At 60.4% G+C, this 22,811-nt stretch carries 23 protein-coding genes and 1 pseudogene; 6 read left to right on the top strand and 18 right to left on the bottom strand.

What is annotated here, in order from left to right; translation table 11 throughout:
* Nucleotides 1-112: 112 nt before the first annotated feature.
* Genes E0F99_RS13080 through E0F99_RS13060 form a run of 5 tightly spaced genes read right to left on the bottom strand, consistent with a single transcriptional unit; the run spans nucleotide 113 to nucleotide 4,036 of the window.
* Entirely contained in the window at nucleotides 113-748 is a 636-nt protein-coding gene (locus tag E0F99_RS13080) for an SCO family protein (protein ID WP_083355932.1), read from the bottom strand.
* Nucleotides 745-1,644 carry a heme o synthase gene (cyoE, locus tag E0F99_RS13075; RefSeq protein WP_083355933.1) on the bottom strand — a complete coding sequence of 300 codons (900 nt, stop codon included), beginning with the start codon at nucleotides 1,642-1,644 and terminating at the stop codon, nucleotides 745-747. The genes E0F99_RS13080 and cyoE overlap by 4 nt, the downstream gene beginning before the upstream one ends.
* Nucleotides 1,632-2,711: a COX15/CtaA family protein gene (locus tag E0F99_RS13070; RefSeq protein ID WP_083355934.1), complete on the bottom strand. Its 1,080-nt coding sequence runs from the start codon at nucleotides 2,709-2,711 to the stop codon at nucleotides 1,632-1,634. The genes cyoE and E0F99_RS13070 overlap by 13 nt, the downstream gene beginning before the upstream one ends.
* Nucleotides 2,712-2,721: 10 nt before the next feature.
* The gene (locus tag E0F99_RS13065; protein WP_083355935.1) at nucleotides 2,722-3,306 is read right to left on the bottom strand and encodes a hypothetical protein; all 585 of its coding nucleotides are present in this window, start codon (nucleotides 3,304-3,306) and stop codon (nucleotides 2,722-2,724) included.
* Nucleotides 3,272-4,036, bottom strand: coding sequence for an SURF1 family protein (locus tag E0F99_RS13060; RefSeq protein WP_083355936.1), 765 nt, complete (start codon nucleotides 4,034-4,036; stop codon nucleotides 3,272-3,274). The genes E0F99_RS13065 and E0F99_RS13060 overlap by 35 nt, the downstream gene beginning before the upstream one ends.
* A 28-nt stretch (nucleotides 4,037-4,064) precedes the next feature.
* Here E0F99_RS13060 and E0F99_RS13055 point away from each other — a divergent pair, with 28 nt between their 5' ends.
* Entirely contained in the window at nucleotides 4,065-4,268 is a 204-nt protein-coding gene (locus E0F99_RS13055; RefSeq protein WP_016969525.1) for a twin transmembrane helix small protein, read from the top strand.
* 6 nt (nucleotides 4,269-4,274) lie between these two features.
* Here E0F99_RS13055 and E0F99_RS13050 read toward each other — a convergent pair whose 3' ends face one another.
* From E0F99_RS13050 to coxB, 4 genes are all read right to left on the bottom strand, one after another.
* Nucleotides 4,275-5,162, bottom strand: a complete 888-nt coding sequence (locus E0F99_RS13050) for a cytochrome c oxidase subunit 3 (protein WP_083355937.1) — start codon at nucleotides 5,160-5,162, stop codon at nucleotides 4,275-4,277.
* 35 nt (nucleotides 5,163-5,197) lie between these two features.
* The gene (locus E0F99_RS13045; RefSeq protein WP_083355938.1) at nucleotides 5,198-5,749 is read right to left on the bottom strand and encodes a cytochrome c oxidase assembly protein; all 552 of its coding nucleotides are present in this window, start codon (nucleotides 5,747-5,749) and stop codon (nucleotides 5,198-5,200) included.
* 144 nt (nucleotides 5,750-5,893) lie between these two features.
* Nucleotides 5,894-7,480, bottom strand: a complete 1,587-nt coding sequence (gene ctaD, locus E0F99_RS13040; RefSeq protein ID WP_083355939.1) for a cytochrome c oxidase subunit I — start codon at nucleotides 7,478-7,480, stop codon at nucleotides 5,894-5,896.
* Between the two features lie 58 nt (nucleotides 7,481-7,538).
* Nucleotides 7,539-8,666 (bottom strand): cytochrome c oxidase subunit II, encoded by a 1,128-nt coding sequence (gene coxB / locus E0F99_RS13035; RefSeq protein WP_083355940.1) that lies wholly within the window; start codon nucleotides 8,664-8,666, stop codon nucleotides 7,539-7,541.
* A 369-nt stretch (nucleotides 8,667-9,035) separates the two neighbouring features.
* Here coxB and E0F99_RS13030 point away from each other — a divergent pair, with 369 nt between their 5' ends.
* Nucleotides 9,036-9,683: a hypothetical protein gene (locus E0F99_RS13030; protein ID WP_083355941.1), complete on the top strand. Its 648-nt coding sequence runs from the start codon at nucleotides 9,036-9,038 to the stop codon at nucleotides 9,681-9,683.
* A 131-nt stretch (nucleotides 9,684-9,814) separates the two neighbouring features.
* Here E0F99_RS13030 and E0F99_RS13025 read toward each other — a convergent pair whose 3' ends face one another.
* The 6 genes from E0F99_RS13025 to E0F99_RS13000 all read right to left on the bottom strand — a co-directional run bounded on the left by E0F99_RS13025 (nucleotide 9,815) and on the right by E0F99_RS13000 (nucleotide 17,392).
* Nucleotides 9,815-11,356, bottom strand: a complete 1,542-nt coding sequence (locus E0F99_RS13025) for a SulP family inorganic anion transporter (protein WP_083355942.1) — start codon at nucleotides 11,354-11,356, stop codon at nucleotides 9,815-9,817.
* 85 nt (nucleotides 11,357-11,441) lie between these two features.
* Complete coding sequence (locus E0F99_RS13020; RefSeq protein ID WP_083355943.1) at nucleotides 11,442-12,173, bottom strand: carbonic anhydrase; 732 nt, start codon at nucleotides 12,171-12,173, stop codon at nucleotides 11,442-11,444.
* A 228-nt stretch (nucleotides 12,174-12,401) separates the two neighbouring features.
* Complete coding sequence (locus tag E0F99_RS13015; RefSeq protein WP_083355944.1) at nucleotides 12,402-13,460, bottom strand: PA0069 family radical SAM protein; 1,059 nt, start codon at nucleotides 13,458-13,460, stop codon at nucleotides 12,402-12,404.
* An 81-nt stretch (nucleotides 13,461-13,541) separates the two neighbouring features.
* Nucleotides 13,542-14,840 carry a cytochrome c gene (locus tag E0F99_RS13010; protein ID WP_083355945.1) on the bottom strand — a complete coding sequence of 433 codons (1,299 nt, stop codon included), beginning with the start codon at nucleotides 14,838-14,840 and terminating at the stop codon, nucleotides 13,542-13,544.
* A gap of 12 nt (nucleotides 14,841-14,852) precedes the next feature.
* Complete coding sequence (locus E0F99_RS13005; RefSeq protein WP_083355946.1) at nucleotides 14,853-16,637, bottom strand: GMC family oxidoreductase; 1,785 nt, start codon at nucleotides 16,635-16,637, stop codon at nucleotides 14,853-14,855.
* A gap of 2 nt (nucleotides 16,638-16,639) precedes the next feature.
* Complete coding sequence (locus E0F99_RS13000) at nucleotides 16,640-17,392, bottom strand: gluconate 2-dehydrogenase subunit 3 family protein (RefSeq protein ID WP_083355947.1); 753 nt, start codon at nucleotides 17,390-17,392, stop codon at nucleotides 16,640-16,642.
* 275 nt (nucleotides 17,393-17,667) lie between these two features.
* On the opposite strand from E0F99_RS13000, the gene E0F99_RS12995 reads away from it, so the two are divergent.
* Nucleotides 17,668-18,354, top strand: a complete 687-nt coding sequence (locus tag E0F99_RS12995; protein WP_083360335.1) for a dual specificity protein phosphatase family protein — start codon at nucleotides 17,668-17,670, stop codon at nucleotides 18,352-18,354.
* A 7-nt stretch (nucleotides 18,355-18,361) separates the two neighbouring features.
* Here E0F99_RS12995 and E0F99_RS12990 read toward each other — a convergent pair whose 3' ends face one another.
* Entirely contained in the window at nucleotides 18,362-18,634 is a 273-nt protein-coding gene (locus E0F99_RS12990) for a YheV family putative zinc ribbon protein (protein ID WP_027608125.1), read from the bottom strand.
* Nucleotides 18,631-20,730, bottom strand: a complete 2,100-nt coding sequence (prlC, locus tag E0F99_RS12985; protein ID WP_173667104.1) for an oligopeptidase A — start codon at nucleotides 20,728-20,730, stop codon at nucleotides 18,631-18,633. The genes E0F99_RS12990 and prlC overlap by 4 nt, the downstream gene beginning before the upstream one ends.
* A 54-nt stretch (nucleotides 20,731-20,784) precedes the next feature.
* Here prlC and E0F99_RS12980 point away from each other — a divergent pair, with 54 nt between their 5' ends.
* Entirely contained in the window at nucleotides 20,785-21,327 is a 543-nt protein-coding gene (locus E0F99_RS12980; protein ID WP_083355949.1) for a gamma carbonic anhydrase family protein, read from the top strand.
* Entirely contained in the window at nucleotides 21,324-21,983 is a 660-nt protein-coding gene (locus E0F99_RS12975) for an HAD family hydrolase (protein ID WP_083355950.1), read from the top strand. Before E0F99_RS12980 ends, E0F99_RS12975 begins: the two co-directional genes overlap by 4 nt.
* Nucleotides 21,984-22,003: 20 nt before the next feature.
* On the opposite strand, the gene E0F99_RS12970 is transcribed toward E0F99_RS12975, so the two are convergent.
* Nucleotides 22,004-22,579 carry a hypothetical protein gene (locus E0F99_RS12970; RefSeq protein ID WP_083355951.1) on the bottom strand — a complete coding sequence of 192 codons (576 nt, stop codon included), beginning with the start codon at nucleotides 22,577-22,579 and terminating at the stop codon, nucleotides 22,004-22,006.
* 55 nt (nucleotides 22,580-22,634) lie between these two features.
* Here E0F99_RS12970 and E0F99_RS12965 point away from each other — a divergent pair.
* Nucleotides 22,635-22,811, top strand: a pseudogene (locus tag E0F99_RS12965) (IS256 family transposase); the annotation flags it as partial.

Below are 22,811 nucleotides of genomic sequence, written 5' to 3'. Positions count from 1 at the left end.
TCTGCGTGGGAATGCAACCCAGGGCGCTCTGCGTCCGCTCTTCAGGTCGTGACGCGGAGCGTCACCAGAGGCATTCCCACGCGGAGCGTGGGAACGATCAGCGCCTACGTGCTTACTTGCGCTGCAACAACCCTGGCAACTGCGCCACCAGCTTTTGATTGTTCAACGGCGCACGAATAAACCCGCGCTGCGTACCATCCGGCCCGATCAGCGCGAGGTTGCCGCTGTGGTCAACGGTGTAGTTCGGCTTGCTGGTATCCGCCGGAATGAACGGAATGCTCACCGCATTCGATACCTTCTGCACATCGTCCACACTCGCGCCAGTCAGGCCTTCGAATTGCGGGTCGAAGTAGCCCAGGTACTGCTTGAGCTGAGCCGGGGTGTCGCGGTTCGGGTCAACGCTGACCAGAATCACCTGCAACTTATCCACAGCCTCTTTGGGCAGTTCGCTCTTGATCTGACGCAGTTGAGCGAGGGTGGTCGGGCAGATGTCGGGGCAGAAGGTGTAGCCGAAGAACAGCAGGCTCCATTTGCCTTTCAACTCATTGACCACCACCGGCTGGCCGTTCTGGTTTGTCATGGTCACTGGCGGCAACTGGCGGCTTTGCGGCAGCAGGATGATGCCGGCGTCGATCAGCGCGGTGGGGTCACCCTGGCCCTTGCCGCTGAGCACTTTGTTAACGGTCAGGCCCATGATCAACGCGACGATGGCCACCAGGATAAAGACGGTTTTTTGAGTTCGAGTCATAGGTTCAACAGTAAGTAGTGGTCTACGAGCAGCGCGATAAACAGCAGGAACAGGTACCAGATAGAGTACTTGAACGTGTTGATCGCCGCGTGCGGCTTGCTGCCACGGTACAGCACCCAGGCCCATTGCAGAAAGCGCCCGCCCAATACTAACGCGCACGCCAGGTACAGCAGGCCGCTCATGTGGATCACATACGGCAACAGGCTTACCGCCAACAGGGCGAAGGTGTAGAGCAGGATATGCACCTTGGTGTAATGCTCGCCGTGGGTGACCGGCAGCATGGGGATGTCGGCCTTGGCGTATTCCTCCTTGCGGTGAATGGCCAGGGCCCAGAAGTGTGGCGGGGTCCAGGCGAAGATGATCAACACCAGCAGCAGCGGCTCGGCGCTCACATGCCCGGTAACCGCAACCCAACCCAGCAGCGGCGGCGCGGCGCCAGCGAGGCCGCCGATGACAATATTTTGCGGCGTCGCGCGCTTGAGAAACCCGGTGTAGATCACCGCATAACCGAGCAGCGAGGCCAGCGTCAGCCACGCCGCCAAGGGGTTGGTAAACGCCAGCAGCAGGGCCAAACCTGCAACAGCCAGAAACAAAGCAAAGGCCAGGGCGGCCACCGGCGACACGCGCCCTTCTGCCATTGGCCGCTTATGCGTGCGCGCCATGACTGCATCAATGCGCCGATCCACCACATGGTTGACCGCCGCCGCGCCACCGGCACACAGGGCAATGCCCAGGTTGCCGAAAATCAGCACCGCCCACGGCACGCCGGCGCGCGTCGCGAGGAACATGCCCACCAAGGATGTGATGAGCATCAGCACCACCACTTTCGGCTTGGTCAGCTCCAAATAGTCCCGCCAGATCGCCTGATCGTGACGCGCGCCGATCAAGGTCGCCATGGCATCTCTCCTTTAAGGGTGATGAGGCCCGAAACGTGTTTGCGTGGAATAAAGCGCCAACCGAACGGCAACTGATGGCGCACCCGGACCAGGCTGGTGCGCGCGTGGTAATTGACCAGCACCAGCGTCAGCAACAGAGCCGCACCGCCAGCGTTATGGCCGACTGCGACCGGCAGTGGCAGGTGAAAGTAGACGTTGCTCACGCCCAGGCAGATTTGTGCCGCCAGCGCGATCAGCAACAAGCCCGCGAGCCGGGTCATGCCCACAGCGCGCAACTGCCACGCCAAACCCAACAGCACCAGCGTGACCAGCACTGCGCCGATACGGTGGGTCAGGTGAATGGCCGTGCGCGCTTCGCTGTCGAGCTGCCCGCCGAGGTAATTGGGGCCGATGTGCTGGGTGAGGTGAAAGCCGTTGGCAAAGTCCGCCGCCGGCCACCACTCGCCATGGCAGGTGGGCAAGTCGATACAGGCCACCGCCGCATAGTTGGAACTGACCCAGCCGCCCAGCGCGATCTGGCCGATCACCAACACCAACCCAGCGGTTGCCCAATATTGCAGACGCTTGGGCACAATTAACGCGGGCAGCACGCCGGACAGCCGAAGGCTCAGCAGAAACAACAAACTCAAGGTGGCAAAACCGCCGAGCAGATGGCCCGTCACCACTTGCGGCCACAGTTTCAACGTCACCGTCCACATGCCGAATGCCGCCTGGGCAAACACCACCGCCAACACAAACAACGGCAACTTCACCGGCTGGCCCGGATCACGTCGATGGCTCCACGAACGCGCCGCCAGCAGCGCAATCAGCACACCCAAGGTGCCAGCGAAATAGCGATGGGTCATCTCCGCCCAGCCCTTGTCGGCCTCCACCGGCGTGTCTGGGAAATGCAGCTCGGCATGCGCCAGCTGGGCTTCGCTTTGCGGCACGCTGATAAAGCCGTAGCAGCCCGGCCAGTCCGGGCAACCGAGCCCCGCATGGGTCAGGCGCGTATAGGCGCCGAGCAGCACGACAATCAGCGCCAATAAGGTGGCAAACAACGCGAGGCGAAATCCAGGTTTGGCCATGACGATGCCCTTATCCGATGTTCGACAGTTTCAGCAGCAGGCGCAGGTCGTTGAGCAAGTCCTTGCCCTTGACCCTGGCGTCGTAGCGCAGCACCAGATTGCCGTGCGGGTCGACGATCCACAGTTGCGCATCACCGGGCACAACGGCGTCTTTACTGAAGGTCGACAGGTCCAGCGGGTAGCGTTGCAGTTGCGGGTATTCGGCTTTGAGCTTGGCCTCGTAGTCGCTGCTCACCGGCTGCGCACTGGCCAGGGCATGGCTGGCGCGGGACGCATCGCGGCCCAGGCTGATTTGCAGCTGGCGCGCCAAGTACACCAGTTGTTGGCACTCAGCGGCGCAGGCGGTGGGCGCGGTGACCAGCAACTGCCAGCGGTCTTCATCGGCCTGCACGCCGATGTCGGCGCGGGTCTGGCCATTGCCGATCAGTTCGCCGTGGTAGCTGCGGTTGTCCGGCACCCAGAACTGCAGTTTGTACATGAAGGTGGCCAGCGCCATCGGGCCGATCACCATCATCAAAATCAAAATCAGCTGCCAGCGGCCTTTGCGCCGGTCGGGCGCCTCAGATGCGCTGGGTGGATTCATGGCCGCGCCCATTGGACTTCTCCTTTTTGTTGTGCCATCCGAGGTAGAGGTAAAGCGCCAACAGCGCCAACGCCATAGCGAACCACTGCACGGCGTAGCCCAGGTGTTTTTCCGGGCCCATGGCGACCACCGGCCACGTGGTGTCGTACGTGCCAGGGCCAGGTTCCGCGCGCAGTTGGTAGGCAAACCCGCTACGGCTCAATTCAGCCCAGAAGGCGGCGGGGTGCAGCGCGGTGAGCAGGCGCGGCCATTGCGTGGTCGTGGGGTCGGCGTGCAATTGGAAGGTTTCGCCCGGGGCGACGTACACCCAGGCGTCGAGATTCAACGGTTGCTCGGGTGTGCTGAAGACCGGTGGCGTGCGACGGTCCGGCCACGGCAGCCAGCCGCGATTGAGCAACAGCCACAGGCCACTGGCCTGGTCGTGAAAGGGTTGCAGCAACTCGACACCGGCCTTGCCATCGCGCATGCGGTTGTCGAGCAATACGCTGTGTTCGGCGTCGAATTGACCACGCAGGCGCACGCGGCGAAAGGCCGGGTCGGCCATGTCATTGAGCTGCACGCTGCTGATGGGCTCGGCCACGCGCCGCTCGGCGTAGCTGGCCAGCAGCAGCTGTTTTTCATGGCCGCGTGCCAATTGCCAGAACCCCAGGCTCACCATCAACGGCAGCAGCACCAGCACCACCAACGTGGGTGCGAGCCCTGGGCGAAAGTCTTTTATGGCGCTGGCTATACTGATTTTCATTGCCTGCCCATCCGAAGGGAACCTGACCATGCTCAAAGCAGCTATTGCCCTGATGCTGATCGCGACTGTTGTAAGCCTGTTCAGTGGCTTGTTCTTTCTGGTCAAGGACGAGGGCAACTCCAACCGCCTCGTCACTGCCTTGACCGTGCGTGTCGTGCTGGCCGCGATCACCGTGGGCTTGATCGCCTGGGGCTTTTTCAGCGGCCAGTTGGTGTCTCATGCGCCGTGGTAAGTCGGCTCACAGCACATAAACGAAGAAAAACAGGCCGATCCACACCACATCCACGAAGTGCCAATACCAACTGGCCGCCTCGAAACCGAACTGGTGCTCGGCATTAAAGTGCCCCTTCAGGATGCGCATCAACATCACAAACAGAATGATGGTGCCGATGGTCACGTGGGCACCGTGAAAGCCGGTGAGCATGAAGAAGGTCGCGCCGTACACGCCCGAGCCTAGGGTCAGGCCCAGTTCTTTATAGGCGTGGATATATTCCTCAGCCTGGAACCCGAGAAACGCCAGCCCCAGCAGCACTGTGATCGCCAACCAGATTTTCAGCGCGCCGCGATGGCCTTTGCGCAAGGCATGGTGGGCGAGGGTGATGGTCACACTGGAACTCACCAGCAGGATGGTATTGACCAGCGGCAGGCCCCACGGGCTGATGGTGCCCTCCGGCGCGGGGTACAGTTTGGGGTCGGGGTTGTTGAGCAGCGGCCAGGCGAACTCGAAGTTCGGCCACAACATATGCGCGACGCCTTTGGAGCCTTCACCCGCCAGCCACGGCGCAGACATGTGCCGCACATAAAACAGTGCGCCGAAGAAGGCGATAAAGAACATCACCTCGGAAAAGATGAACCAGGTCATGCCCCAGCGAAACGAGCGGTCCATCTGCGGGCTGTACAAACCGGCACGGCTTTCCTTGATCACCGCGCCGAACCAACCGAACAGCATGTACGCCACCAGCAGGCCGCCGACGAAAAAGATCCACGGGCCGTGGGATTCCGGGCGTGCCGCCTTCAAATCGTTGAACCACACCGCCAAACCGTAAACGGTGGTGAGCATGCCCAACGTCGCAATTATGGGCCATTTGCTTTGCGCTGGTACGTAGTACGTATCATGAGACGACATGTATTCGCTCTCCTGATTGAGGGGGCAAACAGTAGCTAGCCGCCGGTATGGACGGCCACCGGCGGTTGGCGCGCAGTGATGTCAAACAGCGTGTACGCCAGGGTCAAATGCTTCACATCCTTGGGCATGTCGCGGTCGACAATAAAACGCACCGGCATTTCGATGCGCTGCCCTGGCTGTAGCACTTGCTGGGTGAAGCAAAAACACTCGGTCTTGTGGAAGTACATCGCCGCCTCGGCCGGGGAAATACTCGGCACCGCCTGGGCCGTCATGGCTTTGTCGGTGGGGTTATAGGCCACGAACAGCATCTCGGTGACCGCGCCGGGGTTGACCACCACCTCATCCGCCTTGGAATGAAACTCCCAGACCATATCGATGGCATTGGTCGACAGGAACTGCACACGCACCTGGCGCGTAGGGTCGACCACCTGCTCGCCCTCGTACTGCCCGGAGGTCTTGCCGTTGATGCCGAACGCCTTGCACATCACGTCGTAGATCGGCACCAGGGCGAAACCGAAGGCGAACATCGCCACCACCAGGATCAGCAGGCGGGTGACCAGGCGCTTGATGGGCACGGACTCAAGCATGGCAGCCACCCCGCTTTTGACTTTCTGTGGGCGCTGGCTTGCCTGCGATGAGGGTCTGGCAGTTGATAGATTCGGCGACTGACACACCGCTATCGCAGGCAAGCCAGCTCCCACAGGAGAACCAGGCAGCCTGCGCCAGAGTGTTCACTTGACCTCCGGCGGCGTGGTGAACGTGTGGTATGGCGCAGGCGAGGGAATGCTCCATTCCAAACCTTCGGCACCATCCCACGGTTTAGCCGGGGCTGGCGGGCCGCCGCGGATGCATTTGATGACGATGAACAGGAAGAAGATCTGCGTGGCGCCAAACATGAACGCGCCAATCGAGGAGACCATATTGAAGTCGGCGAACTGCAGGTTGTAGTCCGGCACCCGGCGCGGCATGCCGGCCAACCCCACAAAGTGCATCGGGAAGAACGCCATGTTCATGCCCACGAAGGACAGCCAGAAGTGCAGCTTGCCCAGGGTTTCGTCGTACATGTGGCCGGTCCATTTCGGCAGCCAGTAGTAGGCCGAGGCGAAGATGCCAAAGATCGCCCCGGGCACCAGTACGTAATGGAAATGCGCCACCACAAAGTAGGTGTCGTGGTACTGGAAGTCCGCTGGGGCAATCGCCAGCATCAGCCCGGAGAAGCCACCGATGGTGAACAGGATCACGAAGGCCACGGCAAACAGCATCGGCGTCTCGAAGGTCAGCGAGCCTTGCCACATGGTGCTCACCCAGTTGAACACCTTCACGCCCGTCGGCACGGCGATCAGCAGCGTGGCGTACATGAAGAACAGCTCGCCCACCAAGGGAATGCCGACCACGAACATGTGGTGCGCCCACACGATGAACGACAGGAACGCGATACTCGCCGTGGCGTAAACCATCGAGGTGTAGCCGAACAGCGGCTTGCGTGAAAAGGTCGGGATGATCGAGCTGACGGCGCCGAAGGCCGGCAGGATCATGATGTACACCTCGGGGTGGCCGAAGAACCAGAACACGTGCTGGAACAGCACGGGGTCACCGCCGCCGGCTGCACTGAAGAAGCTGGTGCCGAAGTGGATGTCCATCAGCATCATGGTCACGCAGCCGGCCAGCACCGGCATTACCGCGATCAGCAGGAAGGCCGTGATCAGCCAGGTCCACACGAACAGCGGCATTTTCATCAGGGTCATGCCCGGTGCACGCAGGTTGAGAATGGTCGCGACCACGTTGATCGCGCCCATGATCGAACTGATGCCCATCAGGTGGATGGCGAAGATAAAGAACGTCACGCTTTCCGGCGCGTAGGTGGTGGAGAGCGGGGCGTAGAAGGTCCAGCCGAAATTCGGCCCGCCGCCCGGGGCGAACAAGGTGGAGACCAGCAGCAGGAACGCCGCCGGCAGCAGCCAGAAGCTAAAGTTGTTCATGCGCGGCAGGGCCATGTCCGGCGCGCCGATCATCAGCGGGATCATCCAGTTGGCCAGGCCGACGAAGGCCGGCATCACCGCGCCGAACACCATGATCAACCCGTGCATGGTGGTCATCTGGTTGAAGAAGGCCGGCTGCACGATTTGCAGGCCGGGCTGGAACAGTTCGGCGCGAATCACCATGGCGAACGAGCCGCCAAGCAGGAACATGGTGAAGGCGAACCACAGGTACAGCGTGCCGATGTCTTTGTGGTTGGTGGTCAGCACCCAGCGCATCAGGCCTTTGGCGGGGCCGTGGGCATGGTCGGTGTGACCATGGTCATCGATCACAGTGCTCATGGCCGTTCTCCTGCAGGCGAGTGGGCGAGGCGGTTCGTGGCATACGCAGTAAAGGCTGTCATTTGCTTTGCGCCTGCTTGATGGCCAGCACGTCTTTAGGCGTGACCATGTCGCCTTTGTTGTTGCCCCAGGCGTTGCGCTCGTAAGTCACTACGGCGGCGATATCCACTTCCGATAGCTGTTTGCCGAAGGCTGCCATCGCGGTGCCGGGCTTGCCGAAGTACACGCGGTGCAGGTGGTCTTCCTTGGGCCCGAGGGCAATCGGCGAGCCTTTGAGCGCCGGGAACATCGGCGGCAAGCCTTGGCCTTCTGCCTGGTGACAAGCCACGCAGGTGGTGTGGTAGACCTTGTCGCCACGCGCCACCAGCTCTTCGAGCGTCCACTCTTTGGAGGTCAGCTCCTTGAGCTTGGCCGCTTCTGCCTTGCGCTCGCCGAGCCAGGTGTCGTAGTCGGCCTTGGATTTGACCTCGACCACAATCGGCATGAAGCCGTGGTCCTTGCCGCACAATTCGGCGCACTGGCCACGGTAGATGCCGGGTTTCTCGACCCGAGTCCAGGCCTCGTTGACGAAGCCGGGTATGGCGTCGCGCTTGACCGCAAAGGCCGGCACCCACCACGAGTGGATAACGTCGGCAGCCGTCACCAGGAAGCGCACTTTGGCCCCTACCGGCAGCACCAGCGGCTGATCGACCTCCAACAGGTAATGCTCGCCTTTGACGGCCTGGTTATGGATCTGCTCGGCGGGCGTGGCCAGGTTGCTGAAGAACTCCACGTCCTGGCCCAGGTATTTGTAATGCCACTTCCACTGATAGCCTGTGACCTGAATGTCGATATCCGACTCGGTGCTGTCGTAGATGTTGATCAGGGTCTTGGTCGCCGGAATGGCCATGGCCACGAGGATCAGCAACGGCACCACGGTCCAGAGGATTTCCACGGTGGTGCTCTCGTGAAACTTGGCCGCCACCTGGCCCGTGGACCGACGGTGCAGGATCATTGACCAGAACATCGCGCCAAACACGACAATGCCGATCACCACACAGATCCAGAAAATGGTCATGTGCAGGTCAAATACGGCGTGACTGACTTCAGTAGCCCCTGGCGTCATATTCGTTGTCCAGGCGGCGTGCGCCTGGCCGAATACTGACCACAACAGTAGGCCCATCCAAACGTGTGGATGTCGCGTCATTGCGGGTTCCCCTTTATGTTTCTTGTTATCCCGCCGGTTTGCACCTGCGGCGAAGGGAGCGGCTTCCATACTGCTTACAACCGCCAAGCCTTGCCTGCTTCATGCAGTTGGGCGTCATCAGCTAATTGCGTACAAAACCGAGTATAGACAGCCGTACCAACCCCGCAACGTGTAGGGGCAAATGAGCAAAAACAGACAGGCGGGCCTAATAAATACGGGGCCGCAAACGTTTATCCGACGAACGATGGCAATTCGATATAACGCAAACACATAACCATGAAATAATTATGACAAACGCATCTTAGGCTCTCGTATAAACGAGCTACCTTGTCCTTTCCCTTTTCTTACGCCTGTTTCACTGGAGCCTTCATGAACACCGCCGCATTGCGCGAGCAGATTTCCCGTGCCCATCAACACGAAGCCAGCACCGGCCAGCTTGCCCAGCAACTGGAAAAACAATTGCCGCACCTGCATTCAGCCATTTCCCTGGCTGACGGTGATCGCAACATTGTCATGACCCGCTTTGTTACCGCCTACATCGAACTTGTCCCGGACTTGCTCGAAGCCGCCAATGACGTGGCCCGCGAAGCCGGCATCGAGAGCCAGATCAAGCCGGTGCTGAAAATCGCAGAGCATTTCTTCCTGCAACCGCCCGCGATCCTCGCCGGCCACGAAGGCCTCGATGGACTGCTGGATGAGGCTTACCTGGCTCACCGTTTAGTGGAGGAGGTCAACGATCTGTATATCAAGCATTTCGGCCAGCCGTTGATTCCGGCGGACACCACCGTGGCCAACTTGATTGCTCATCAACTGATCGGCGAAGCATTCGCCAACCAGTTGGATGAAGCCGTGCACTTGGCGGTAGATGAGATGCTCAACGAAGACAGCTTTGCGCTGGAGTCGGTCGAGGCGTATCGCGAACAGCTGAAAAGCCCGGAAACGGAAGCCGCGTGGAAGCGCTGGCCGTGCCTGTCGCGGCAGCTGGGGGTTGAGTTGGCGCTGGATCAGCCCGCTTAAACTTCCGACCGGACGCAGAGCCAAATGTGGGAGCCGGGCTTGCCCGCGATGGCAGTGGGTCAATCAGCTAATGTGTTGACTGACACTCCCTCATCGCGGGCAAGCCCGGCTCCCACATTGTTTTGGGGTGCTCAGACAGGGGCCGAACCAATCCCCACCGTCGTGCGCACCCGGCCTTCCAGCCGGCGCTTCAACCCGCGCGCCTCAATCATCAGCTTCGAGCCCTTGGCCGCATTGGCCCGGCCCCATTCCTCCAGCAACTCCAGGCAGGAATGGTCGATGTAACTCAGGTTGCTCAGCGGCACATGCAACGTGGTCCCCGCAGGTACCGAGGACAGCACTTGGGTCAGCGCCGGCACTTTCAGGAAGGTCGCCGCACCGGTCAGACGCAACTCCATCTCACCGTCCTGGGGCAGGTCGATCAGGCTGATTTTCAGTCGCGACGCCTTGAAGGCGAGTTTGACCAACGTCAGCCCGAAGCCCACCAACACGCCGGTCAGCAGGTCGGTAAAGATAATCGCCAACGCCGTTGCGGCGTAGGTGAACATCGGCATCCGCCCATAGCGGCCCAGCGCTCGGAATGCTTTCACGTCCACCAGCTTGATCCCGGTGTACACCAGCACACCCGCCAGGCTCGCCACCGGAATGCTTTGCAGCACACTCGACAGCAGCAGCACGAACCCGAGCAGCCACACACCGTGGAACATCGCCGACAAGCGCGTGGTCGCACCGGCCTGCACGTTAGCCGAGCTGCGTACGATCACGCCGGTCATCGGCAGGGCGCCCACCAAACCGCAGAGCATGTTGCCCACACCTTGAGCTGACAATTCCTTGTCGAAGTCAGAGCGCTGGCCGCTGTGCATGCGGTCAACCGCTGCGGCAGATAGCAGGGTTTCAGCGCTGGCGATAAACGCCACGGCGAACGCGGCGATCAACAGCTGCGGATCGGCCAGGTTCAGCAGGTCGCCGGGGCGCAGCCAGTCGATGGCGTCCGCGAGGTTTTCCGGAACTTCCACGCGTTTGACCTGCAACGCCAGCATCAGACTGGTGACCGTCGCCAACCCCACGCCCAACAAGGCACCGGGCACGAAGCGCAGCTTTTGCGGGCGGAATTTATCCCACAGGTACATCACCAGCATCGTCGATAAGCCGAGCAACCCGGCTTGCCAGCCAAGGCCACCGCCGAGGGTTGGAATCGCCTCGATCAGTGCCGCCGGAAAGCCCGCCAGGTTATCCAGCCCCGAAGGCTTGGGCGCGCCGTCGAGCATCACATGCACCTGGGACAGCACAATCAACACGCCGATCCCGGCCAGCATGCCGTACACCACCGCCGGCGCTGTGACACGGAACCAGCAGCCCAGGCGTAAACGCCCAGCCACCAGTTGCAGGAACCCCGCCAACAGCAGGATCGGCCCGAGCATCATCATCCCGTGCTGGCGCACCAGCTCGAACACCAACACCGCCAAGCCCGCCGCAGGGCCGCTGACCTGAAGCGGCGAGCCTGCCAGCCAGCCCACCACCAAACCACCGATAATCCCGGTGAGCAGCCCTTTGGCCGGCGGCATACCGGAAGCAATCGCGATGCCCATGCACAAGGGCAAGGCAACCAGAAACACAACCACGGAGGCGAGCAGCTCCCGCGGCAATACAGCTTTCAATTGAGCAGCACGCATGATGACTCTCCCGAGGCATTCGCCGGGCGCGGCAAAGCCTGGCTGCATCCATGGCAGCCACCGCATTACCCGGCAGGGAAGTGTTTTAGAAGCGCGCTTTAGGCGTCGCGCAAGGGATTGGCCCGTCGCCGCTCAGCGGTCGGAACGCCGCTTGATCCGCATCGTAAGCGCGGATTTCACTGGTCTCGATGTTGTAGATCCAACCATGGATAAACAACTGACCATTGGCCATGCGCGAAGCCACGGAAGGGTGGGTGCGCAAATGCTGCAACTGGGCGATGACGTTTTCTTCGGTCAACACCTTCATGCTCTCGCCTTCATTGGCGCAGTCGCAGTTGTCCTCGACCATGGACTTGGCGACCTCGGCGTGGCGCAGCCACGCCCGCACCGTCGGCATCTTTTCCAGGCTCTGGGGGTTGAGTACCGCGCGCATGGCACCGCAATCGGAATGCCCGCACACGATGATGTGCTGCACACCCAACGCGAGTACCGCGTACTCGATGGCCGTGGAAACACCACCGTTCATCTGGCCGTAGGGCGGCACCACGTTGCCGACGTTACGGGTCACGAACAGGTCGCCGGGGGAGCTTTGGGTGATCAGCTCCGGCACGATGCGCGAATCGGCGCAGGTGATGAACATCGCCCGTGGGCTCTGGGCCGTGGCGAGTTTCTTGAAGAGTGCTTCCTGCTCGGGGAAGACGTCGTGATGGAAATGCAAAAAGCCGTCAACGATGTGCTTTAGCGCTGCATCGGCGGACTCCGCCTCGTGAGAGGCTGAAGCCGACGCAGCCAACGGCTGTTTATCCTTGTCACTCATGATTCATCCTCTTGATTAAGGCAGGGAGAGCGTTCAGGTCAATTCGACGCTTGGTCAGTGGAATAGTTGTAAAACGCCAAAGACCGAGTCTTCGACCCGCCAGTCACTCGTTGAACAAGGTAACCGCCGAAACTTAACTGAAACTGAATGAACCGCTCTAGATCGCGGGTTTCAGTGATATCAAAACGCGACTATTCCTACAGAAATTCCGCGCATTTCCTCATTAGTCTACAACAATGCCATCTGCCTGCCCGGTGGGCAAAACGCCGTGCAATCCAGATTAAACCCTTCCCGACGATTAAGCCCCAAGCGCTTGATCGCCTTGCTGAAGCGTTGCGCCAACAGATCGGCGAACGGCCCCTCACCCCGCATCCGCACACCGAAGCGGCTGTCGTACACCTCACCACCGCGCACCTGGCGCACCAGGCTCATCACATGGGCCGCACGCTGCGGGTAATGCGCCGCCAGCCACGCCTCGAACAACGGCGCCACCTCCAGCGGCAGGCGCAGCATCATGTAGGCCGCACTTTGTGCACCGGCAGCGTGGGCCTCAGTCAGCAGACTTTCCAGCTCACTGTCGTTGATCATGGGAATCATCGGCGAGCACAGCACGCCCACCGGGATGCCGGCCTCACGCATCACCCGAATCGCCCGCAACCGCGCCTTGGGCGCCGCCGTGCGCGGTTCCAGGATGCGCTTGAGCTCGTCGTCCAGGCTGGTAAGGCTGATCATCACCGCCACCAGCCGTTGCCGGGCCAGCTCGGTCAGCAGGTCGAGATCGCGCAAAATCAGCGAGCCCTTGGTGATGATGGTCACCGGATGGCGGTAGCGCAGCAGCACTTCGAGGGTTTGCCGGGTGATCTTGTATTCGCGCTCGATGGGCTGGTACGGGTCGGTATTGGAGCCCAGGTTGATCGGCGCACACACATAGCCCGGCTTCGACAGCTGTTGTTCCAGCACATCGGCGGCATTGGTCTTGGCGATCAGTTTGGTTTCGAAATCCAGCCCCGGCGACATATCCCAATAGGCATGGCTGGGCCGCGCGTAGCAGTAGATGCACCCGTGCTCGCAGCCGCGATAGGGGTTGATCGAGCGATCAAACGGCAAGTCCGGCGAGTTATTGCGGGTGATGATGCTCTTGGCCGTTTCGATACGCACTTCAGTGCCCTGGGTCGGCGGCACTTCCTGGAACCAACCGTCGTCCTCGGCCACGCTGACGGTAGGCGCAAAGCGGTTATGCAGGTTGGTAGCCGTGCCCCGGCCACGGGGCGGCAGAGGTGTAGACATGAAAACGCCTCGATACTGTTTTTATGTACAGTATAGAGGCGTCATCGTTATGACCAGTGCCGTTTGGCGGCGGGCATAGGATTAGTGCTTTTGCGTCACTTGGCCCAGGTCGTCGCCCGAAGGGGGGCGCCTATCACTCTTGCGCAGGTCCGCCACGTCGCTGGCTTTTACCGGCGCGCCCTTATTGCCCCAGCTGCCACGGACGAAACTGACCACATCCGCCACTTCCTGGTCCGACAACCGCCACGCGAATGCCGGCATGGTGAACGTCGAGGGTGCCGTGTGGGTGGCCGGCAAGGTGCCGCCGTTCAACACAATGTTGATCAGCGACGTAGCATCTGCCGTCTGCAACACCGGGTTACCCGCCAGTGCCGGGAACACCCGCGTATAGCCATGGCCGTCGGTACGGTGGCAGGCCGCGCAGTTGTCGATGTACACCGACGCGCCCGGCTTGCTGTCGTCACCTTTCCACAGCGCCTCGGCCACCTGTTTGTCGTACTGGTGCGGCTGATCTTTAGGGTCCACCGCCGGCAGGCTTTTGAGGTAACGGGCGATAGCGGTCAGGTCCTCCTGGGACATGTACTGCATGCTGTGCACCACCACATCGCTCATGCCGCCAAACACCGCGCTGCGGTCACTGCGGCCAGTCTTGAGGAATTGCACCAACTGCTCCTCGCTCCAGCTGCCGAGGCCGTCCTTGTGGTCGCCACGCAGGCTTTTCGCGATCCAGCCTTCCAACGGCGCGCTGCCGGACAGGAAGGCGTTGCCGTCAGTGGCACTCAGGGCTTTTTCCTGCATGGTCAGCGCGCGCGGCGTGTGGCAGGCGCCACAGTGGCCGAGGCCTTCAACCAAATACGCACCACGGCTGACCACCGGATCGACAGCCGCTTGTGCCGGATGCTCTTGCACTGTCGGCGCAAACATCCACCGCCAGGCCGCCAACGGCCAGCGCATGCTCAGGGGCCAAGGAATATCGCTGTCCTTGTTCGCTTGGGCGACCGGCTCAACACCCTTCATGAAGTACGCATACAACGCCTGCATGTCGCTGTCGCTGACACGTGCGTAAGACGGGTAGGGCATCGCCGGGTAAAGCGTACTACCGTTCTTGGCGACGCCATGGCGCACGGCTTTGTCGAAGTCTTCGAAGCTGTAGTCGCCCAGGCCGGTCGTGTCCGGGGTGATGTTGGTGGAGTAGATCACGCCGATCGGGGTTTCCATCGGCAGGCCGCCAGCGAAGGGCTTGCCCCCCTTGGCGGTGTGGCAGGCCACGCAGTCACCGGCGCGGGCCAGGTATTCGCCCTGCTTGATCAGGTCGGTTTCAGCGGCACTCACCGAGCAACTGCTCAAGAGCGCCAGGGAGGCGATAACGAGTGCTTTCATGGTCATCGCTCCTTATGCCTGAACCAGTGGGCCGGGGTTTTTGAGGTACTGCTCGCGGATCGCTCGCGCCGACCAGTAGGTCAACGCCGCTACCAGGCCGGTAGGGTTGTAGCCCAAGCCTTGTGGGAAAGCCGATGCGCCTGGGACAAACACGTTGTGTACATCCCAGCTCTGCAGGTAACGGTTCAAGGCACTGGTTTTCGGGTCGGTGCCCATGATCGCGCCACCGTTGAGGTGGGTGGTCTGGTAAGCCGCGGTGTTGAAGTGCTCACCGACCTTTTTGCCCAATACCGCAATGGCCTTGGGGTTCATCGCTTCGGCGACCTTGCCCATCTTCTCCATCATGAAGCGGTTCATCTTGATGTCGTTTTCCTGCCAGTCGAACGTCATCCGCAGCAAAGGTAGGCCGTAGGAATCGCGATACACCGGGTCCAGATCCAGGTAGTTGGCCCGGTAGGATTGATGCGCCCCGTGGGAGTCCATCGACACCTGGTGGGTGTAGTAATCGGCGGTGGCGCGCTTCCACGCACTGCCCCACGCCGGAGTGCCCGGCGGGTTGGACGTACCGGCAATCGGCCGGCTGCCGGCCTGGTTGACCCACATCGGCGAACCGCCAACAAAGCCGTGCGGCCCGTGGTCGAAGTTGTCCGCGTTGAAGTCGTCGATGGCCACGCCATTGCCGCCCGCACCGATGAAGTTGTTGGTGTGGGTGTCCTTGTCGAAGAAGGCTTTGATAGTGCCCATGTTCTGGTAGGCGAAGTTCCTGCCCACCACGCCCTCATTGGTGATCGGGTCGTAGGGCTTGCCGATACCCGAGAGCAACATGAGGCGCACATTGTTGAACTGGAAGGAACCGATGATCACCAGATCCGCCGGCTGCTCGCATTCGCGACCCTGGCCGTCGATATAGGTCACGCCGGTCGCTTTGCTCTTGGTGCTGTCGAGGTTGACCTTGAGCACGTGGGAATTGGCCCGCAGCTCAAAATTCGGCACTTGGCGCAACGCCGGCAGGATGTTTACGTTCGGCGAGGCCTTGGAGTACATGTAGCACACGTAACCGCTGCAGAAACCGCAGAAGTTGCACGGCCCCATCTGCGCGCCATAGGGGTTGGTGTACGGCCCCGAGGTATTGGCCGACGGCAGGTTGTAGGGCTTGTAACCGACCTCGGCAGCCGCTTTCTGAAACAGCTGTGCGGAGACCGTGTTTTTCTGCGACTCCAACGGAAACGGGTTAGAGCGATCCGGCGCATACGGGTTGCCGCCGCGGCCTTCGCCCACCAACTGACCTTTAACCGTCCAGGCCTGGCCGGAGGTGCCGAAGACTTTTTCCGCGTAGTCGAAAAACGGCTCCAGTTCTTCGTAACTCACGCCGAAGTCCTGGATGGTCATGTCTTTGGGAATGAAGTTCTTGCCGTAGCGCTCTTCGTAATGGCTGCGCATGCGCAGCTCGATAGGGTCGACACGAAAATGCACGCCCGACCAGTGCAGCCCCGCACCGCCCACGCCATTGCCCGGTAAAAACGCACCCAGCTGACGGTTGGGCAGGGCGACGTCATTCACGCTATGGCGAATAGTCACAGTCTCTTTGGAAATGTCCTGGAAGAGTTTTTTACGCACGCTGTAGGTCAGTTCGTCGATGACCTGCGGATAGTTGCCGTCCGGGTAAGTGTCCTGCATCGGGCCGCGCTCCAGCGCTACCACGTTGAGGCCAGCTTCCGTCAGCTCCTTGGCCATGATCGCGCCGGTCCAGCCGAAACCCACGATCACTGCGTCGACTTTCTTCATGATGGTCGCCACGTTTATGCCCTCTCGCCGCGAATGGAAACAGCCGGGAAGGGGTATTGCTCGTTGCGTTCCACCCAATCCATAAAGTCGGCGCGGGCGCCGGGGAAGCCGATCATGGTCCAGCCAACCATGCCTTGGTTGCCGCCGTGGATCGGGTCACAGAAGAACCCTTCCTTGGTGTTTTGCAGCAGCAAGTTGAAAAACATCTTCGCCGGCACCGCCTCGAAATGGGCAGTCATTTCGCTGCCGCCCGCCTCCATGCGCCGCAACATGTCGTCCTGGGTAGCGCTGTCTTGCGCAGCAAAAGGCTTACCGTTGAACGCCTTCGACCAAGCATCCGTCGCAGCAATGCCCAAGCGATAGATGTCCTTGGGCACCAATTTGCTCTGCCAGCCCATCTCCGACGGTGCATCGGCGTTGAACGGGCCTTGCATGAACCACAGCGCGCCGGCGGCATACGGCGTGTTCATCTGGCGGTCGATGTATTGCGGCGCGCCGGCTTCCAGGGCGCCAGGGCCTTGGGCGTCGGCGGGAATCAAACGGGCAACGGCCGCATTGATGAACGCCCACTCTTCGGCAGTGAAGTAGCTCGGCTCATAAGCTTTGTCGCTGACCGGCAGTTTAGCCTCTGCGGCGTGGGCCGGTTCCGGCGTGGCCATCAGCATCGAGCCACCAAAGCCGGTGCTGGCAACCGTGACCACCGGGATCAAGGTCAAGGATTTGCGCAAAAAGTCACGCCGGGGGTTGTCTTGATCTTGATCAGACATAGGTGCACCTCATCATGTGGTCACGGGTTTATCAGCCGCTTCTGGGAGCAGCGTGAAGGCTTGCCGACGAAATTGGATCCAATGTGATAGAGCACACTGGCAAACAATAGTTACAAATGATAGCAGGCTAAGCATTCAGAAGAACCGATTCGCCGATAAAAACACCGGATCAGGCTGGGTATTCACGATCCTTTGACGAGTACCTCACGCGGCGTTGACTCCCGGTAGGCGAATCTGTGGCCCATCAGCCAACTCCCTATTCGGTCACCCAACGCATGTTCGAGATTCGATTGCTGCCTGCCCTCGGCATGGCGTTCCTGGCCTTTTTCGCCACCGCTCACGCCCAAGCCGACGGCGCCTCTTCGCTGCGCTCGCCGGAATGGGCCCAGCCGGTGGGCGACCAATTCAACCTGCACCAGATGACGCCCACGCTGTATCGCAGCGCACTGCCGAGCAGCAGCGCGTTACCTGTACTGGAAAATCTGAAGATCGGAACGGTGATCAACTTTTTGCCTGAATCTGATGCGGCGTGGCTTAAGACTTCTGATATCAAACAGGTACAGCTGACTTATCGCACCAACCATGTCGACGATTCCGACGTGCTGGCAGCACTAAGAGCTATTCAGGAAGCGCAAGCGAACGGTCCGGTGTTGATGCACTGCAAACACGGCTCCGACCGCACCGGCCTGATAGCGGCGATGTACCGTGTGGTGATCCAAGGCTGGAGCAAGGAGGACGCGCTGAACGAGATGACCTTGGGCGGTTTCGGCACCAGTAATGGCTTCAAGGACGGTGTGCGCTACATGATGAAGGCCGATATCGACAAGTTGCGCACCGCCTTGGCCAATGGCGACTGCAGCACCAGTGAGTTTGCGTTGTGCTCAATGAAAAGCTGGCTCAACACGGCCGGCAATAGCCGTGTCGAGCCAAAGAAAGACCCTGAGTTAGTGCTCACACCCTAAGTGGGCATCAGTCCTTCTTCAGCTTGGGATTGGGGAAGAACTGCACCGCCTGCACCTTCGGGTCCGGCGCTTTCAACGCCGATGTATTAACCCGCGTGCCCAATTCCTTGGGCACCGACAGACCTTGGTCATTCAACGTGTCGGTATAACCGCAGGCCACACACTCACGGTGTGGCACGCTGTCTTCGGTCCACATCTTTAACTTGTCCGGCTCGCTGCACGCCGGGCAAACCGCCCCGGCGATAAATTGCTTTTTGGTGATCACAGGCCCTTCGCTCATGCTGCCGCGTCCTCACTCAGGCCACTGTGGCGCAAGAGTGCGTCAATCGACGGCGCACGTCCGCGGAAGTCGACGAACAGCACCATCGGCGCCTGGGAACCGCCGCGAGCCAGGATCGCCTCGCGGAATGCACGGCCGGTTTCAGCGTTGAGAACGCCGTCTTCTTCAAACTTGGAAAAGGCATCCGCCGACAGCACTTCAGCCCACTTGTAGCTGTAGTAGCCCGCCGCGTAACCACCGGCGAAGATGTGCGCAAAGCTGTTAGGGAAGCGGTTGTACGCCGGTGGGCGCATCACCGAGACTTCATCACGCACGCCTTCAAGCACCTGCGCCGCGCTGCGGCCATCGCCGTGGGTGGCGTGCAGTTCGAAGTCGAACAGCGAGAACTCCAGCTGGCGCACCATCATCAGGCCGGATTGGAAGTTCTTCGCCGCAAGCATTTTTTCCAGCAGGTCCTGCGGCAGCGGCTCGCCGGTTTCATAGTGGCCAGAGATCAGCGCCAGGCCTTCCGGCTCCCAGCACCAGTTCTCCATGAACTGGCTCGGCAACTCCACCGCATCCCAGGCCACGCCGTTGATCCCGGAAACGCCAGCATGCTCGACGCGGGTCAGCAGGTGATGCAGGCCGTGGCCGAATTCGTGGAACAGGGTGGTGACTTCATCATGAGTCAGCAGGGCAGGCTTGCCGCTGTCGGCCGGGGTGAAGTTGCACACCAAGTTCGCCACTGGGCTTTGCAGCACGCCATCAATGGTGCGGCGACGGTCGCGAGCGCCGTCCATCCAGGCACCGCCACGCTTGTTGGCGCGGGCGTACAAGTCGAAGAAGAAGCGGCCGACGTGCTGGCCGTTTTCCTTGATTTCAAACAGACGAACATCCGGGTGCCAGGTGTCGAAGCCTTTTTGCTCGGCGATCTCGATGCCGTACAGGCGTTGCACGATGGCAAACAGGCCGCCCAGCACTTTGTCGATTGGGAAGTAGGCGCGCAGGGCTTCCTGAGACACGCTGTAACGTTGCTCACGGAGTTTTTCGCCGTAGAAACCACTGTCCCAGCTTTGCAGGTCGGCGCAGCCTTGTTCGCCAGCGTAAGCCTTGAGCTGTTGCAGGTCCTGGGCGGCAAATGGCTTGCTGCGCTTGGCCAGGTCGCGCAGGAAACTCAGCACCTGGTCGCTGGACTCGGCCATTTTGGTGGCCAGGCTCAATTCGGAGAACGAGGCGTAGCCCAGCAGTTTGGCCAGCTCCTGACGCAGGTCGAGGATCTGTTCCATCACTGGGCCGTTATCATTCTTACCGGCATTAGGGCCTTGGTCTGACGCACGGGTGCAGTAGGCCGCGTAGACTTCTTCACGCAGGGCACGGTTGTGGGCGTAGGTCATCACCGCGTAGTAGCTGGGGAATTCCAGGGTGATCAACCAGCCGTCGAGGCCTTTGGCCTGGGCGGCGGCGGCCATTTGTGCCTTGGCCGAGTCGGTCAGGCCGGCGAGGATGGCCTCATCGGTGACGTGTTTGGTCCAGGCTTGAGTGGCATCCAGCAGTTGGTTGGAGAATTTGCTGCCCAGCTCGGACAGCTTGCTCTGCACTTCGGCGTAGCGCTTTTGCTGCTCAGGCGGCAAATCGATACCCGACAGGCGGAAATCACGCAAGGCGTGCTCAAGGATGGTTTTTTGCGCCACGTCGAAACCGCCAGCCTCCGGGCTGTTGGCCAAGGCTTCAAAGGCCTGGAACAGCGCGCGGTTCTGGCCCATCTCAGTGGAGTAAGCGCTCAATGCCGGCAGGCAGGCCTCATAGGCTTCACGCAGTTCGGCGCTGTTGCACACGGCATTCAAGTGGCTGACCGGGCTCCAGGCGGCGCCCAGGCGGTCATTCAGTTCGTCCATGGCCAGCACCAAGCCGGCCCATGTCGGATTTTTGCCCTGGCTTTGCAGGATGCCTTCGATGGCAACACGGTTGTCGGCGAGGATCTGTTCGATGGCCGGCTGCACGTGCTCGGCACGGATCGCCGAGAACGGCGGCAGGTCGTAGGACTGCAGAAGAGGGTTGTTCGCGCTCACGGTTGGCACCTTGGCTGAAGAAACATGTAAGAACAAAGATGGGGCCATCTTAATTACAATCAACGCCCACCGCAGCTATCAGCACATAAGAGAGAGGCTATCGTGACCCTTCGCACCTATCAGAACCACACGCCAACCCTGGGCGCCGGGGCTTTTGTCGACATTTCGGCGGTGGTGATCGGCGATGTCGAAATCGGCGCCGACAGCTCGGTTTGGCCGCTGACGGTGATTCGCGGCGACATGCACCGCATCCGCATCGGGGCGCGCACCAGCGTGCAGGACGGCTGCGTACTGCACATTACTCACGCCGGGCCATTCAATCCTGACGGTTTCCCGCTGCTGATCGGCGACGACGTAACCATCGCCCACAAAGTCATGCTGCACGGCTGCAGCGTCGGCAACCGTATCCTGATCGGCATGGGCAGCATCGTGATGGACGGTGCAGTGGTGGACGATGACGTAATCATCGGCGCTGGCAGCCTGGTGCCGCCAGGCAAGAAACTCGACAGTGGTTTTTTGTACGTGGGCAGCCCGGTTAAACAGGTCCGCCCATTGACCGACAAAGAACGTGCCTTTTTCACCTACAGTGCAGCGAACTACGTGAAGCTTAAAGACCTGCACCTGGCTGAAGGATTCGACCAATGATCCAGCGTTACCAAACCGTCCTGTTCGACCTGGACGGCACCCTGACCGACCCACGTGAGGGCATCACCCGCTCGATCCAGTACGCCCTCGCCAAACTCGGCATTGATGAACCGGACCTGACCAAGCTGGAACACTTCATCGGCCCGCCTCTATTGCAAGCTTTCATGCAGTTCTACGGCTTCGACGAGGCTAAAGCGTGGGAAGCGGTGAATTTCTACCGCGAGCGCTTCAAGGTCACCGGGCTGTATGAAAACCGCGTATTCGAGGGTGTCATGCCGCTGCTCGAAGCGCTGAATGGCCAGGGTCGCCAGCTGTATGTGGCCACGTCCAAGCCGTGGGTGTTTGCCCGCGAGATTGCGCGGCATTTTGATTTTGCCAAGCACTTCAAAGTGATCTACGGCAGCGAGTTGGATGGCACGCGTACCAACAAGGTCGAGTTGATCGCCCACCTGATGCGTGAGCAAGGGCTGGACCCGGCCACCACCTTGATGATCGGTGATCGCAAGCATGACCTGATCGGGGCGCGTAGCAACGGGCTGGATTCGGCGGCAGTGGGCTATGGCTTTGGCAGTTTCGAGGAGCTGAATGCCGAAGCGCCGACCTGGCATTTCGAGACGCTGGCCGAGCTGCACCAGGCGTTTATGGGCCACCGTTGACAGGCCATCAGCCGCTGTTTTCAAGGCGTTTGTCTGCGCGTTGGAGCCCTTGATGCCGGTAGCCTCCCACGGTGAGGGGATAAACCGCTCAGCAATAGTGTTTTTCTGCGCTGGTAGTCGGCCCTATTGAGGTGCAATGCGCCCAACAAAGAAAAATAATGAGCATTGGCCTCGGCACTTTGGTCAATTGAAATGCCCTTGCGGCCCAGTGTATTCAAAAAGTACGACAGCGTTATCTCGGTCGCCTCACTGCCGCCCTCATCGTGTGTACCCAGCGCACTGTGTGTCACTTCATGAATGAAGGTATGGGCAATTTCTTCCACAGAAGAGCGCTCAAGAAAATCCCGCTGAAAATACATCAGGCGTTTTAAGCCTCTCGTTATCAGCCTGCCGGAAGCCAATGTGTCCATGGCGGAAATAGCCTGTACGCCCCTTCTGCCCTGATAGTCCTCCATGACACTTATCCTGTGGAAATTGCCATGGAAATAGTTAACCCCGGACATGGTTTGCTGCAGATGACTCGCGCCTTGCTGCGGCGCGTCAAAAAACAGATCGTTGAGCTGATTTAATTCTGTTGCGTTAGCAGGATCGCTCATCGCGGGACTGTCATAAATTTTGTGTTCGGGCATAACATGTTGAAGAGGTGCATGTATGCCAACCACAAAGAAACCGGCCCGCAGGGCCCAGCGTGACCTTCCAGCCATTCCAAAAGAGCTGATCGACCAGTTCGTCAGCGGCCCGATGAGTGCCGAAGCCATTCAGGATGCGTCGATGGCGTTCAAAAAGGCCTTGATCGAGCGAGCCCTTGGTGCCGAGCTGGGCCACCAC

The sequence above is a fragment of the Pseudomonas antarctica genome (assembly GCF_900624995.1).
In the GTDB taxonomy this organism is placed as follows: Bacteria; Pseudomonadota; Gammaproteobacteria; order Pseudomonadales; family Pseudomonadaceae; genus Aquipseudomonas; species Aquipseudomonas antarctica.
The sequence above is the reverse complement of the archived record's forward strand: the minus strand, read 5'-3'. Positions and strand labels throughout refer to the sequence as shown.

What these genes read in the sequence shown, in the direction of transcription:
- E0F99_RS13080 (WP_083355932.1), bottom strand. Translation starts at nt 748, where the DNA reads ATGACTCGAACTCAAAAAACCGTCTTTATCCTGGTGGCCATCGTCGCG.
- cyoE (WP_083355933.1), bottom strand. Translation starts at nt 1,644, where the DNA reads ATGGCGACCTTGATCGGCGCGCGTCACGATCAGGCGATCTGGCGGGAC.
- E0F99_RS13070 (WP_083355934.1), bottom strand. Translation starts at nt 2,711, where the DNA reads ATGGCCAAACCTGGATTTCGCCTCGCGTTGTTTGCCACCTTATTGGCG.
- E0F99_RS13065 (WP_083355935.1), bottom strand. Translation starts at nt 3,306, where the DNA reads ATGGGCGCGGCCATGAATCCACCCAGCGCATCTGAGGCGCCCGACCGG.
- E0F99_RS13060 (WP_083355936.1), bottom strand. Translation starts at nt 4,036, where the DNA reads ATGAAAATCAGTATAGCCAGCGCCATAAAAGACTTTCGCCCAGGGCTC.
- E0F99_RS13055 (WP_016969525.1), top strand. Translation starts at nt 4,065, where the DNA reads ATGCTCAAAGCAGCTATTGCCCTGATGCTGATCGCGACTGTTGTAAGC.
- E0F99_RS13050 (WP_083355937.1), bottom strand. Translation starts at nt 5,162, where the DNA reads ATGTCGTCTCATGATACGTACTACGTACCAGCGCAAAGCAAATGGCCC.
- E0F99_RS13045 (WP_083355938.1), bottom strand. Translation starts at nt 5,749, where the DNA reads ATGCTTGAGTCCGTGCCCATCAAGCGCCTGGTCACCCGCCTGCTGATC.
- ctaD (WP_083355939.1), bottom strand. Translation starts at nt 7,480, where the DNA reads ATGAGCACTGTGATCGATGACCATGGTCACACCGACCATGCCCACGGC.
- coxB (WP_083355940.1), bottom strand. Translation starts at nt 8,666, where the DNA reads ATGACGCGACATCCACACGTTTGGATGGGCCTACTGTTGTGGTCAGTA.
- E0F99_RS13030 (WP_083355941.1), top strand. Translation starts at nt 9,036, where the DNA reads ATGAACACCGCCGCATTGCGCGAGCAGATTTCCCGTGCCCATCAACAC.
- E0F99_RS13025 (WP_083355942.1), bottom strand. Translation starts at nt 11,356, where the DNA reads ATGCGTGCTGCTCAATTGAAAGCTGTATTGCCGCGGGAGCTGCTCGCC.
- E0F99_RS13020 (WP_083355943.1), bottom strand. Translation starts at nt 12,173, where the DNA reads ATGAGTGACAAGGATAAACAGCCGTTGGCTGCGTCGGCTTCAGCCTCT.
- E0F99_RS13015 (WP_083355944.1), bottom strand. Translation starts at nt 13,460, where the DNA reads ATGTCTACACCTCTGCCGCCCCGTGGCCGGGGCACGGCTACCAACCTG.
- E0F99_RS13010 (WP_083355945.1), bottom strand. Translation starts at nt 14,840, where the DNA reads ATGAAAGCACTCGTTATCGCCTCCCTGGCGCTCTTGAGCAGTTGCTCG.
- E0F99_RS13000 (WP_083355947.1), bottom strand. Translation starts at nt 17,392, where the DNA reads ATGTCTGATCAAGATCAAGACAACCCCCGGCGTGACTTTTTGCGCAAA.
- E0F99_RS12995 (WP_083360335.1), top strand. Translation starts at nt 17,668, where the DNA reads ATGTTCGAGATTCGATTGCTGCCTGCCCTCGGCATGGCGTTCCTGGCC.
- E0F99_RS12990 (WP_027608125.1), bottom strand. Translation starts at nt 18,634, where the DNA reads ATGAGCGAAGGGCCTGTGATCACCAAAAAGCAATTTATCGCCGGGGCG.
- prlC (WP_173667104.1), bottom strand. Translation starts at nt 20,730, where the DNA reads ATGGCCCCATCTTTGTTCTTACATGTTTCTTCAGCCAAGGTGCCAACC.
- E0F99_RS12975 (WP_083355950.1), top strand. Translation starts at nt 21,324, where the DNA reads ATGATCCAGCGTTACCAAACCGTCCTGTTCGACCTGGACGGCACCCTG.
- E0F99_RS12970 (WP_083355951.1), bottom strand. Translation starts at nt 22,579, where the DNA reads ATGAGCGATCCTGCTAACGCAACAGAATTAAATCAGCTCAACGATCTG.